Source organism: Burkholderia sp. CpTa8-5, assembly GCF_017815045.1.
GTDB classification, from domain to species: Bacteria; Pseudomonadota; Gammaproteobacteria; order Burkholderiales; family Burkholderiaceae; genus Burkholderia; species Burkholderia sola.
Genome location: NZ_JAGIQD010000014.1, coordinates 1 through 13090, shown reverse-complemented (window position 1 = coordinate 13090; position 13090 = coordinate 1). Strand labels below are relative to the sequence as shown.

The window sequence follows — 13090 nt, the reverse complement described above, 5'->3', positions numbered from 1 at the left end:
CGGCTGCCCGCTTCGTCGTCGTTTGCATCATTTCAGTTGATAGGCCGGATCCATCAGCAGCGCCTCGAGATACGCGCTGCCGGTCGAATCCGTGTCGATCGCCGCGACCGGCGAAAGCTGCAACACCGCGTGCTGCAACTGCAGCTCGGTCGACAATCCCGCGATCGCCTGCGGCCGCGCACGATACTGGGCGAGCCAGCGTTCGAGGTCGAAACGCAGGCCGCCGCGCGCCGGCTTCGCCGGCAGGCCGCGCAGGCCGACAGCGGACGCCGTGTCGATCACCGGCATCGCGTGCGCACGCGCGTTCGGCGGCGGCGTCATCGCGCCACGGGCCGGCGGCCGCATGCCGGCCGTCTCGGTCGCGCGGAACAGCTGCTCGACGAACTGCTTGCGCGACAGCAGCGTGGTGCTGTTGATCCACAGCGCGCCGCCCGGCCAACCCTTCACGTTCGGCGGATAGAACAGGTTCTGCCCGAGCGTGCGCACGGTGTCCGCGAGCATCTGCGGATCGCCGTATGCCACGTCGAACAGCCGCACCGACCCGACCACGAATTCCGCCGGCGACTTGACCAGCACGCCGCGGTTGCGCGGATCCCAGAACGCGTCGGTCGACCACAGCGCGGCGAGCGCCGCGCGAATGTCGTAGCCGCTCGCGCGAAACCGTTCGGCGATCGCATCGAGTGCGCCTGGCTCCGGCGTATCGGACACGAACTCGCGCCACAGCTTGCCGGCGATGAAACGCGCGGTGCCCGGCCGCTTCAGCAGGACGTCGAGAAAGCCATCGCCGTCGAACGGCCCGGTTTCGCCGAGGATCGTCTTGTCGGCGGCATCGTGCCAGTCGGGCCGCACCGCGAAGCGCAGCGTATCGGGATCGACGGTCCAGCCCGTCATCGCGCGCGCGGCTTCGGTCACGTCGTATTGTGTGTAGTGCCCTTCGCCGAGCGTGAACAGCTCCATCACCTCGCGCGCGAAATTCTCGTTCGGCCGCCCCTTGCGATTGCTCGCGCCGTCGAGATACTGCAGCATCGCCGGGTCCTTCGCGACCGCGTGCAGCAGCGTGCCGAAGTTGCCGAGCGCCTCGCGGCGAAACAGCGCGTTCTGCGCGGCCATCGTTTGCGGATAAGGGACCTTGTCCTGTCCGGACGTGAAATGCCCATGCCAGAACAGCGTCATGCGCTCGGTCAGCGGCGACGGCGTCGCGACCATCTCGTTGACCCAGGCCGCGCGCAACGCATCATAGCGGCGATTGCGCTCGCGCTGCTCGTCGCGCCGCATGTCGGGCGTCAGCGCCTGGCGCTGCGCGCGCGTCGGCGGCGGCTCGGCGAGCCAGTCGGGCCACGTCGTGACGGGTTCGCGTCGCGCGCTGCCGAGGGTGTCGGCGACGACCTGCGCGCGCGTCATGCCGATGATGCGCGCGACCTCGGCGGGCGCGGGAGAGAAACCGGTGCGGCTGAGGAAAAACAGTGCGTCGTCGGCATCGAGCGGCGACTGCATGGCAGGCGACGGCGCCGGTGCGGCAGCGTTCGCTTTCATCGTCATGGACTCCGGGAACGCACCGGCGGTGCGGATGCCCGTACAACGGCATTCGGCAGCAGAAAGTTGACGGAAAAAGTGCTACGAATTCTTTCCGCGCGGACACTTCCGCGCACGAAGAATGACGGCACGCGTCAGCGCTTGTACAGCTCGCGAACGGCGTCTTCGATGTGCTGGCGCAACAGGTGCCGCTCTTCGGGCGTCATGTGCCCGTCGCGGCGGCGCTGTTCGAGGTCGGGAGGCACGGCGGAACGGACCGTCATATCGGCGGCGCGATCGGGTTGCGGCGCTTTGCCGCGCGGCAGCTTGCGCGACGATGCGCCCTGCTCGGGGCGCTGCGCATACGCGAAGTTCGACGCATACGGACCGGCAAGCGCGATCGTCAGCATCAGTGCAATCCGGGCAGATCGCATGACCGTCCTCGCTTCTTTGGTCGATTTGTTCCCTTCGTCACGCGGCAACCGGTTACCTCTGGTACTTGAAAAACCCTGCGGAATTCGGGTGTGCAAAGATGAAAGATGGAGTGCAGGGGAGTATCTACCGAATTTCGGCTTCGAGTAAAGGAATCTCTATAGCCTGCCTTTACTCGGCGCGACACTACGGGTAAATTTTGTAACCGACTGTAACGCACGAAAATCCCCGGCCGTGCGTCAATTCCCATTCGCGATAAGATGCCGATCATGGAAACGAAAAACCCCTCCAAGATTCTCGTCGTCGACGACGACCCTCGCCTGCGCGATCTGCTGCGCCGCTACCTCGGCGAACAGGGTTTCAACGTCTACGTCGCGGAAAACGCGACCGCGATGAACAAGCTCTGGGTACGCGAGCGCTTCGACCTGCTCGTGCTCGACCTGATGCTGCCGGGCGAAGACGGCCTGTCGATCTGCCGCCGGCTGCGCGGCAGCAACGACCGCACGCCGATCATCATGCTCACCGCGAAGGGCGAAGACGTCGATCGCATCGTCGGCCTCGAGATGGGCGCCGACGATTACCTGCCGAAGCCGTTCAACCCGCGCGAACTGGTCGCGCGCATTCACGCGGTGCTGCGCCGCCAGGCGCCGGCCGAACTGCCGGGCGCGCCGTCGGAAACCACCGAGGTGTTCGAGTTCGGCGAATTCTCGCTGAATCTCGCCACGCGCACGCTGACGAAGTCCGGCCAGGAAATTCCGCTGACCACCGGCGAATTCTCCGTGCTGAAGGTGTTCGCGCGCCATCCGCGCCAGCCGCTGTCGCGTGAAAAGCTGATGGAACTCGCGCGCGGCCGCGAATACGAAGTGTTCGACCGCAGCCTCGACGTGCAGATCTCGCGCCTGCGCAAGCTGATCGAGCCGGATCCGGGCAGCCCGCGCTTCATCCAGACCGTCTGGGGCCTCGGCTACGTGTTCATCCCGGACGGCGCCGCCTGAGCTTCTTCCTTCCCGGTTTCGCCCCGCCCACGGCCCGTCCCATGCGTATCGACCGGCGCCTTTTGCAGCTCGCGTTCGGCGGGCTGTTCTGGCGCACCTTCCTGCTGATCGCGCTGCTGATCTCGGTCAGTCTCGCCGCGTGGTTCCAGAGCTTTCGCGTGATCGAGCGGGAGCCGCGTGCGCAGCGCGTCGCGCTCCAGCTCGTCGCGGTCGTGAAGCTCACGCGCACCGCCCTGCTCTATTCCGATCCCGACTTGCGGCGCGCGCTGCTGCAGGATCTCGAGAGCAACGAGGGCGTGCGCGTGTACCCGCGCGAGAAAACCGACAAGTTCAAGCTGCAGCCCGACGAATCGCTGAACCGCCTGATCGAACACGACATCCGCAGCCGCCTCGGCGACGATACCGTGATCGCGCAGTCGGTCAACGACATTCCCGGCGTGTGGATCAGCTTCAAGATCGACGACGACGATTACTGGGTCGCGCTCGACCGCGACCAGCTCGACAACGTCACGGGCCTGCAGTGGGCCGGCTGGGGGCTGTTCGCGCTCGCGCTGTCGCTGTTCGGCTCCGCATTCATCACGAGCCTCGTGAACCGGCCGTTCTCGCGGCTCGCGCTCGCCGCGCGCCAGGTCGGTTCGGGCCAGGCGCCCGAGCCGCTGCCCGAGCGCGGGATGGGCGTCGCGGCCGACACCAACCGCAGCTTCAACCAGATGGTGCGCGACCTCGAACAGCTCGAGGCCGATCGCGCGCTGATGCTCGCGGGCATCTCGCACGACCTGCGCACGCCGCTCGCGCGGCTGCGGCTCGAAACCGAGATGAGCCCGTCCGACCAGGCGACCAAGGACGCGATGGTCGACGACATCGAACAGATGGACCGCATCATCGCGGCCTTCATCGACTATGCGCGCCCGTCGCAGCGCAAGCCCGAGCCCGTCGACCTGTCGTCGGTCGCGCACGAAGTCGCCGCGCGCGTGTCGGGCGAGGACGGCGTCGAGATCCGCACGCGGCTCGCGCCGAGCGCGATCATCGAAGCCGACGAGACCGACATGCGGCGCGTGATCGGCAACCTCGTCGAGAACGCGCGCAAGTACGGTCAGAGCAAGCAGGACGGCATTTCGCGCATCACGCTCGAGACGCGCGTGTCGCATGCGCGCGTCGAGCTGTCGGTGAGCGACGAAGGCCCCGGCATTCCCGAGGATCAACTGCCGCTCGTGATGCGGCCGTTCTACCGCGTCGACACCGCACGCACCAAGGCGGACGGCACGGGCCTCGGGATGGCGATCGTGCTGCGGCTCGTCGGCCGCTATCGCGGCGCGCTGCGCCTGCGCAACCGCCACCCGGAAGCCGGCCTCGAGGTCACGCTGGAATTCCCCGGCGCCGGCAAGGCGCGTGCGACCGCGTGACACGCTCGCGCACGCATCTTGCGCGTCACACTATCGACCCGGTTGACAAAAGCTATGAGAGTCGTTAGTCAAAATCTATTGAAGCGCATTGCTAATAGTGTTATAGTTTTCCCCATGCTGTCACATCATCGTTGCAGCACCGAGGTAGCTTGACTCAGTCTTCTTCCCAACTCACACAGGAGTATCCGCATGAAAACCGTGGGCGATAAACTCGAAGCTTTCACCGTCGTAGCCGCGAAGCCGGGCTTCAATAATCACGAGGAAAACGGCCAGTCGGCGTTCGAGACCGTCACCGAAGCGTCGTTCCCGGGCAAGTGGAAGATCATCTACTTCTATCCGAAGGATTTCACGTTCGTGTGCCCGACGGAAATCGTCGAATTCGCGAAGCTCACGAAGCAGTTCGAAGAGCGCGACGCCGTCCTGCTCGGCGGCAGCTCGGACAACGAATTCGTCAAGCTCGCATGGCGTCGTGAGCACAAGGACCTCGACAAGCTGAACCACTACTCGTTCGGCGACGTCAAGGGCGAACTGATCGACCAGCTCGGCGTGCGCGACAAGGAAGCCGGCGTGGCCCTGCGTGCAACGTTCATCGTCGATCCGGACAACACGATCCAGCACGTGTCGGTGAACAACCTGAACGTCGGCCGCAGCCCGGAAGAAGTCCTGCGCATTCTGGACGGCCTGCAAACGGACGAACTGTGCCCGTGCAACCGCGCAGTCGGCGGCGCAACGCTGTAAGCGTAGCAATGCACGAAGCCCGCGGCGCACGTCCTGCCTGCGGGCTTTTTTAACGGCCAACCCATAGGAGATATCAATGGAATTCATCGACTCGATTAAGGCACGTATCCCCGACTACGCGAAGGACATTCGCCTGAACCTCGATGGCACGATCTCGCGCTCGTCGCTCGAAGGCACCGATGCGGTCGGCGTGGCGCTGGCGGCGGCCATCGCGGCGAAGAGCACGGTGCTCGTGAAGACGATCCGCGAAGCCGGCGTGCTGTCGCCCGAAGAGACCAACGCCGTGCTGACGGCGGCCGCGCTGATGGGGATGAACAACACCTGGTATCCGTATGTCGAGATGGCCGACGACGCCGACCTGAAGACGCAGCGCGCCGAATTGCGGATGGGTGCGTACGCGACGCACGGCGGCGTCGACAAGCGCAAATTCGAGATGTACGCGCTCGCCGCGTCGATCGTCGGCAAGTGCCACTTCTGCGTGAAGTCGCACTATGCGCTGCTGAAGAACGAGCAAGGGATGACGACGACGCAACTGCGCGACGTCGGCCGCATCGCGTCGGTGATCAACGCCGCCGCGCAGGTGATCGCCGCCGAAGGCGAATAAGCGGTTGCACGGCGCGCGGCCGTGAGCCGCGCCTGCTGCAAACGAAAATGCCACGCATTCGCGTGGCATTTTTCATTTCGGCGGCGCGGCGTGCGGCGCGAACCGCACGCGCCGCCGTCAAGGTCGTCAGCCGCCCTGCTTCACCAGCAACGCGGCAGCCTGCGCCTCGATCCCCTCGCCGCGGCCGAGATAGCCGAGCTTCTCGTTGGTCTTCGCCTTCACGTTCACGCGATCGAGCGGCAGCCCGAGATCGGCCGCGATGTTCGCGCGCATCCCTTCGATATGCGGTGCCAGCTTCGGCGCCTGGGCGATCACGGTGGTGTCCACGTTCTGGATCGTGAAGCCGGCCGCCTTGATGCGTGCGGCGCACTCGCGCAGCAGCACGCGGCTGTCGGCGCCCTTGAATGCCGCGTCCGTGTCGGAAAAATGGCGGCCGATGTCGCCGAGCGCCGCCGCGCCGAACAGCGCGTCGGTGATCGCGTGCAGCAGCACGTCCGCGTCCGAGTGGCCGAGCAGGCCGCGTTCGTACGGAATCGTCACGCCGCCGATGATGAGGGGGCGCCCCTCGACGAGCTGGTGCACGTCGTAGCCTTGTCCGATTCTGAAATCCATGCGTGTTCCGATTGAGAGGGGGTGAATGTCAGGAAGCGTTCGCGGGGCGCGCGAGGATCGCTTCCGCGAGCGCGAAGTCTTCCGGATACGTGACCTTGAAATTGCGCAGGCTGCCCTGCACGACGCGCGGCGTATGACCAGCCCATTCGATCGCGCTGGCCTCGTCGGTCAGGTCGTGCCCTTCGCGCTGCGCCTGCAGGATCGCGTCGCGCAGCATGCCGATGCGGAACATCTGCGGCGTCTGCGCCTGCCACAGCGCGTCGCGCGACTCGGTGCGCGCGATCGCGTCGCCGCCGGCCGGCACGCGCTTGAGCGTATCGGCCACCGGCAGCGCGACGATCCCGCCGACCGGGTCGTCCTTCAGCGTCGCGACCAGCGTGCGGATCAGCGCCGGCGTGATGCCCGGGCGCGCGGCGTCGTGCACGAGCACCCAGTCGTGGTCGGTCGCGCCGAATTCGGCCAGCTCCAGCAGCCCGTTCAGCACCGACGCCTGCCGCGAGCCGCCGCCGCAGCGGCGCACCGCGAAGCGCAGGCCCGCGAAGCGGCGCGCGTCGAAATGGGAATCGTCGGGCGCGAGCACGACGAGCGTCTGCGCGAACTCGCTGCATGCGTCGAACGCAGCGAGCGTGTAGTGCAGCAGCGCGCGGCCGGCCAGCGTGCGGTATTGCTTCGGCACGGCCGAACCGGAACGGCTGCCCGTGCCGGCGCAAGGAATCAGGGCGAAAAGTCGGGGAGTCACGAAGGGAAACGCCGGAAAGGTGAAATCGAGAAGCGGATTTTATAATAGGTCTTTCGTCTCGACCGGCGCACGCGATGCGCCCGTGCACGCCACCCCTGTCGTCCCTATGCCAGATAACGCTTCCACCCCGTCCGCTTCACCCGTTGCCCGCGTCAAGCCCGGCCAGCGTTTTGCCTTCGACGGCGCGCACGGCTCCGCCGACGCGCTCGCCATCGCCCGTTATCTCGCCGACAACCGCCAGGACGTGCCGCTCCTCGCGGTGATCTGCGCGAACGCGGTCGACGCGCAGCGGCTGTCGCAGGAAATCCGCTACTTTTCGCCCGATGCGCGCGTGCGCCTGCTGCCCGACTGGGAAACGCTGCCGTACGACACCTTCTCGCCGCACCAGGACCTCGTGTCCGAGCGCCTCGCCACGCTGCACGACCTCGGCGAGGGCCGCTGCGACATCCTGCTCGTGCCCGCGACCACCGCGCTGTACCGGATGCCGCCCGCGTCGTTCATGGCCGCGTACACGTTCGCGTTCGCGCAGGGCGAGCGGCTCGACGAGGCGAAGCTGAAGGCGCAGCTCACGCTGGCCGGCTACGAGCACGTGAGCCAGGTCGTGCGGCCCGGCGAATACTGCGTGCGCGGCTCGCTGATCGACCTGTACCCGATGGGTTCGCCGCTGCCGTACCGGATCGACCTGTTCGACGACCAGGTCGATTCGATTCGCGCGTTCGATCCCGACACGCAGCGCAGCCTCTATCCGGTGCGCGACGTGCGCCTGCTGCCCGGCCGCGAGTTCCCGTTCGACGAAGCGGCGCGCACGGCCTTCCGCAGCCGCTGGCGCGAAACCTTCGAAGGCGATCCGAGCCGCGCGCCGATCTACAAGGACATCGGCAACGGCGTGCCGTCGGCCGGCATCGAGTACTACCTGCCGCTGTTCTTCGACGAGACGGCCACGCTGTTCCACTACCTGCCGCAGGACGCGCACCTCGTGCTCACCGGCGATCTCGACGCGTCGATCCGCCGCTTCACGGCCGATACGAAGCAGCGTCACGCGTTCCTCGCACACGATCGCGAGCGGCCGATCCTCGAGCCGCAGCGGCTGTTCCTGTCCGACGAGGATTTCTTCGCGTTCGCGAAGCCGTTCGCGCGCGTCGTGCTGCCCGCGCAGCCGGCCGGCGGCTGGGCGACCGCGCTGCCCGAACTGACCGTCGACCGCCATGCGGACGATCCGCTCGCGTCGCTGCGCACGTTCGTCGAATCGTCGGGCAAGCGCGTGCTGCTGACGGTCGAATCGGCCGGCCGCCGCGAGACGATCCTGCAACTGCTGGCCGAACACCACCTGCGCCCCGCGTCGAACGACGACTTCGCGGGCTGGCTCGCGAGCGACGAACGCTTCGCGCTCGGCGTCGCGCCGCTCGCGAACGGCTTCGCGGTGCCGGGCGAAGGCTATGCGATCGTCACCGAAACCGAGCTGTACGGCGCGCTCGGCCGCCGCGCGGGCCGCCGCCGGCAGGAACAGGCGAGCAACGTCGACGCGATGGTGCGCGACCTGTCGGAGCTGAAGGTCGGCGATCCGGTCGTCCACGCGCAGCACGGCATCGGCCGCTACATGGGCCTCGTGTCGATGGATCTCGGCGAGGGCGAAACCGAATTCCTGCATCTCGAATACTCGGGCGACAGCAAGCTCTACGTGCCCGTCGCGCAACTGCACGTGATCTCGCGCTACAGCGGCGCCGACCCCGACAGCGCGCCGCTGCACGCGCTCGGCTCCGGCCAGTGGGAGCGCGCGAAGCGCAAGGCCGCGCAGCAGATCCGCGATACGGCCGCCGAGTTGCTGAACCTGTACGCACGCCGCGCGGCCCGCGAAGGCCATGCGTTCTCGCTCGACCCGCGCGACTACGTGAAATTCGCGGAAAGCTTCGGCTTCGAGGAAACGCCCGACCAGGCCGCGGCGATCGCGGCCGTGATCGGCGACATGACGAGCGGCAAGCCGATGGACCGCCTCGTGTGCGGCGACGTCGGCTTCGGCAAGACCGAGGTCGCGCTGCGCGCGGCATTCATCGCGGTGCTCGGCGGCAAGCAAGTCGCGCTGCTGTCGCCGACCACGCTGCTCGCCGAGCAGCACACGCAGACCTTCGCCGACCGCTTCGCGGACTGGCCGGTGCGGATCGTCGAGCTGTCGCGCTTCAAGACCGCGAAGGAAGTGAACGCGGCGATCGCGCAGATCAACGAAGGCAGCGTCGACATCGTGATCGGCACGCACAAGCTGCTGTCGTCGGACGTGCAGTTCAAGCGCCTCGGCCTCGTGATCATCGACGAGGAACACCGCTTCGGCGTGCGCCAGAAGGAAGCGCTGAAGGCGCTGCGCGCGGAAGTCGACGTGCTGACGCTCACCGCGACGCCGATCCCGCGGACGCTCGGGATGGCGCTCGAAGGGCTGCGCGATTTCTCGGTGATCGCGACCGCGCCGCAGAAACGGCTCGCGATCAAGACCTTCGTGCGCCGCGAGGAGGAAAGCGTGATCCGCGAGGCGATGCTGCGCGAGCTGAAGCGCGGCGGCCAGGTGTACTTCCTGCACAACGAGGTCGAGACGATCGAGAACCGCAAGGCGATGCTCGAGGCGCTCGTGCCCGAAGCGCGCATCGTGATCGCGCACGGCCAGATGCACGAGCGCGAACTCGAACGCGTGATGCGCGATTTCGTCGCGCAGCGCGCGAACGTGCTGCTGTGCACGACCATCATCGAGACCGGCATCGACGTGCCGAGCGCGAACACGATCATCATGCACCGCGCGGACAAGTTCGGCCTCGCGCAGCTTCACCAGTTGCGCGGCCGCGTTGGCCGCTCGCACCACCAGGCGTATGCGTACCTGCTGGTGCACGATCCGCAGTCGCTGACCAAGCAGGCGCAGCGCCGGCTGGAAGCGATCCAGCAAATGGAGGAACTGGGCTCGGGCTTCTATCTCGCGATGCACGACCTCGAGATCCGCGGCACCGGCGAGGTGCTCGGCGACAAGCAGTCGGGCGAAATCCACGAGATCGGCTTCCAGCTCTATACGGACATGCTGAACGACGCGGTGAAGGCGCTGAAGAACGGCAAGGAGCCCGACCTCACCGCCCCGCTCGCCGCGACGACCGAAATCAACCTGCATGCGCCCGCGATCCTGCCGGCCGACTACTGCGCGGACGTGCAGGAGCGGCTGTCGCTGTACAAGCGGCTCGCGAACTGCGAGCACGGCGACGCGATCGACGGCATCCAGGAGGAATTGATCGACCGCTTCGGCAAGCTGCCGCCGCAGGCGCACGCGCTCGTCGAGACGCACCGGCTGCGGATCGCCGCGAAGCCGCTCGGCATCGTGAAGATCGATGCGAGCGAAGTCGCGATCGGCCTGCAGTTCGAGCCGAATCCGCCGATCGACCCGATGCGGATCATCGAGATGGTGCAGAAGCATCGCCACATCAAGCTCGCGGGCCAGGACAAGCTGCGCATCGAGACGCGCTCGCCCGATCTCGCGATCCGCGTATCGACGATCAAGGAAACGCTGCGCGCGCTCGGCCCGAAACAGGGGGCGGCCGTCGCGGCCCGCTGATGCCATCCTGACGGGCGCGACGTTGCTGCACCGCATCGCGCCCGACGAAGGCGGGCCGGCGCGTTTTTGAGTATGATTTCCCATTCATCAGACGGAGTTTTGCCATGTCCACTCTCGACGCGACGGCGCCGTCCGCCGCCACCGAAGGCGACGCATCGCTCGTCAGCCTGCCCTGGGTCAAGCAACTCGTGTCGATGGACACGACGAGCCGCGTGCCGAACCTCGGCCTGATCGAAACGGTGCGCGACGCGCTCGCCGCAAAAGGCATCGCGTCGACGATCACGCACGATCCGCGCGAGGGCTGGGCGAACCTGTTTGCCACCGTGCCCGCGCACGACGGTTCGACGAACGGCGGCATCGTGCTGTCGGGCCACACCGACGTCGTGCCGGTCGACGGCCAGCAATGGGACAGCAACCCGTTCGCGCCGGAAATCCGCGACGGCCGCCTGTACGGCCGCGGCACCTGCGACATGAAGGGCTTCATCGGCGCGGCGCTCGCGCTGCTGCCCGAGATGCAGGCAACCAAGCTCGCGAAGCCGATCCATTTCGCGCTGTCCTACGACGAGGAAATCGGCTGCGCGGGCGCGCCGCTGATGATCGCCGATCTCGTGAAGCGCGGCGTGCAGCCGTCGGGCTGCATCGTCGGCGAGCCGACCAGCATGCGGCCGATCATCGCGCACAAGGGCATCAACGCGTACCGCTGCTGCGTGCGCGGCCACGCCGCGCATTCGTCGCTGACCCCGAAGGGGCTCAACGCGATCGAGTATGCGGCGCGCCTCATCTGCCACATCCGCGACATCGCCGACCGTTTCCGCGCCGAAGGCCCGTTCGACGAGCTGTACGACGTGCCGTTCACGACCGCGCAGACGAGTACGATCCAGGGCGGCAACGCGATCAACACGGTGCCGGCCGAGTGCCGCTTCGACTTCGAATTCCGCAACCTGCCGACGCTCGATCCCGAGCAGATCTTTACGCGCATCGAAGCGTATGCGCAGCAAACGCTGCTGCCGCAGATGCGGCGCGAGCATCCGAACGCCGCGATCGAGTTCTCGAAGATCGCCGCGGCGCCCGGCCTCGACGCAACCGAACAGGCTGCGATCACGCAGCTCGTGCGCGCGCTGACGGCCGACCAGGACAAGCGCAAGGTCGCATACGGCACCGAGGCCGGGCTGTTCGAACGCGCGGGCATCCCGAGCGTCGTGTGCGGGCCCGGCAACATCGAGCAGGCGCACAAGCCGAACGAATATGTCGAGCTCGCGCAGCTCGCCGGCTGCGAGCAGTTCCTGCGCAAGTTCATCCGCAGCATGTCGGTCGACGCGCACTGACTGCCTCCCGCCACGCCGCCACCCGCCACGTCATGTCGACTGAACAACAGGGCACTGCCCATACGACGATCGACGGCGAGCCGATTCCGACGCTCGACGAAATCGCCGCACAGCATTTCGCGTTGTCGCCGTGGGTCGCGCGCACGCCCGTGTTCGAACGCGCCGACCTGCCCTCCCTCGAAGGCACGCACGTCAACTTCAAGTTCGAGCTGCTGCAGGCAAGCGGCAGCTTCAAGGCGCGCGGCGCGTTCACGCATCTGCTCGCGCTCGACGAAGCCCGCAAGAACGCCGGCGTCACCTGCGTGTCGGCCGGCAATCATGCGGCGGCCGTCGCGTATGCGGCGATGCGGCTCGGCAGCAGCGCGAAGGTCGTGATGTTCCATACCGCGAGTCCGACGCGCATCGCGCAGTGCAAGCAGTACCGCGCGGAAGTCGTGCTGGCCGGCAGCGCGTCGCAGGCGTTCGATCTCGTGCGGCGCATCGAGGCCGAGGAAGGCCGCTTCTTCATTCATCCGTTCAACGGCTATCACACGATCCTCGGCACCGCGACGCTCGGCTACGAATGGGCGACGCAGACGCCGGACCTCGACGCGGTGATCGTGCCGATCGGCGGCGGCGGGCTCGCGGCCGGCATGGCGACCGCGCTGCGGCTCGCGAACCCGCGCGTGCACGTGTACGGCGTCGAGCCGGAAGGCGCCGACGCGATGAGCCGCAGCTTCGCGGCCAATCACACGATCAAGATGAGCGCGATGCAGACCATCGCCGATTCGCTGATGGCGCCGCACACCGAGGAATACAGCTACCAGCTGTGCCGGCGCCACCTCGACCGCATCGTCACCGTCTCCGACGACGCGCTGCGCGCCGCGATGCTGTTCCTGTTCTCGCACCTGAAACTGTCGGTCGAGCCGGCCTGCGCGGCCGCGCTCGCCGCGCTGCTCGGCCCGCTGCGCGAAACGCTGCAGGGCAAGCGCGTCGGCGTGCTGCTGTCGGGCACGAATACCGACCCCGCCACACTCGGCATGCATCTCGCGCACGCGCAACTTCAGCACTGACGCCGCATCCCGCGTGCGCAGGCCCTAGCAGGCTGTTGAAAAGCGCCCCGTTTTGATGGCCGGGGCACTGATTAAATGGATTTCGTATGCGATTAGCCGTC

General features: G+C 67.1%; 11 protein-coding genes. 7 read left to right on the top strand and 4 right to left on the bottom strand.

The genetic code is table 11. The features are described 5' to 3' along the window. Positions 1-27 precede the first annotated feature (27 nt). Together J8I35_RS21200 and J8I35_RS21195 are read right to left on the bottom strand one after the other, a co-directional pair. Entirely contained in the window at positions 28-1533 is a 1506-nt protein-coding gene (locus tag J8I35_RS21200; protein WP_209926815.1) for a DUF1800 domain-containing protein, read from the bottom strand. 134 nt (positions 1534-1667) lie between these two features. Further along, positions 1668-1946, bottom strand: a complete 279-nt coding sequence (locus J8I35_RS21195; RefSeq protein WP_006478566.1) for a hypothetical protein — start codon at positions 1944-1946, stop codon at positions 1668-1670. Positions 1947-2213: 267 nt separating this feature from the next. Between J8I35_RS21195 and ompR the strand changes: the two genes are divergently transcribed. The 4 genes from ompR to J8I35_RS21175 all read left to right on the top strand — a co-directional run bounded on the left by ompR (position 2214) and on the right by J8I35_RS21175 (position 5684). Then, on the top strand, positions 2214-2939 hold the full coding sequence (gene ompR / locus J8I35_RS21190) for a two-component system response regulator OmpR (RefSeq protein WP_004199523.1): 726 nt from the start codon (positions 2214-2216) through the stop codon (positions 2937-2939). Between the two features lie 41 nt (positions 2940-2980). Next, the gene (locus J8I35_RS21185; protein WP_050013296.1) at positions 2981-4342 is read left to right on the top strand and encodes an ATP-binding protein; all 1362 of its coding nucleotides are present in this window, start codon (positions 2981-2983) and stop codon (positions 4340-4342) included. 189 nt (positions 4343-4531) lie between these two features. Next, positions 4532-5080 (top strand): peroxiredoxin, encoded by a 549-nt coding sequence (locus J8I35_RS21180; protein ID WP_006478563.1) that lies wholly within the window; start codon positions 4532-4534, stop codon positions 5078-5080. Between the two features lie 76 nt (positions 5081-5156). After that, positions 5157-5684, top strand: a complete 528-nt coding sequence (locus tag J8I35_RS21175) for a carboxymuconolactone decarboxylase family protein (protein WP_050013297.1) — start codon at positions 5157-5159, stop codon at positions 5682-5684. Between the two features lie 126 nt (positions 5685-5810). Here the strand turns inward: J8I35_RS21175 and ispF are convergent, their stop codons facing one another. Further along, positions 5811-6296 carry a 2-C-methyl-D-erythritol 2,4-cyclodiphosphate synthase gene (ispF, locus tag J8I35_RS21170; RefSeq protein WP_050013298.1) on the bottom strand — a complete coding sequence of 162 codons (486 nt, stop codon included), beginning with the start codon at positions 6294-6296 and terminating at the stop codon, positions 5811-5813. Positions 6297-6324: 28 nt separating this feature from the next. Then, entirely contained in the window at positions 6325-7035 is a 711-nt protein-coding gene (ispD, locus tag J8I35_RS21165) for a 2-C-methyl-D-erythritol 4-phosphate cytidylyltransferase (RefSeq protein WP_050013299.1), read from the bottom strand. Between the two features lie 19 nt (positions 7036-7054). On the opposite strand from ispD, the gene mfd reads away from it, so the two are divergent. The 3 genes from mfd to J8I35_RS21150 all read left to right on the top strand — a co-directional run bounded on the left by mfd (position 7055) and on the right by J8I35_RS21150 (position 12989). Then, entirely contained in the window at positions 7055-10612 is a 3558-nt protein-coding gene (gene mfd / locus J8I35_RS21160; protein ID WP_209926813.1) for a transcription-repair coupling factor, read from the top strand. 104 nt (positions 10613-10716) lie between these two features. Continuing rightward, positions 10717-11937: an acetylornithine deacetylase gene (gene argE / locus J8I35_RS21155; RefSeq protein ID WP_089488555.1), complete on the top strand. Its 1221-nt coding sequence runs from the start codon at positions 10717-10719 to the stop codon at positions 11935-11937. A gap of 32 nt (positions 11938-11969) precedes the next feature. Further along, a complete protein-coding gene (locus tag J8I35_RS21150) occupies positions 11970-12989 on the top strand; it encodes a threonine/serine dehydratase (RefSeq protein WP_089435179.1) in 1020 nt (339 codons plus the stop codon). Positions 12990-13090 lie beyond the last annotated feature (101 nt).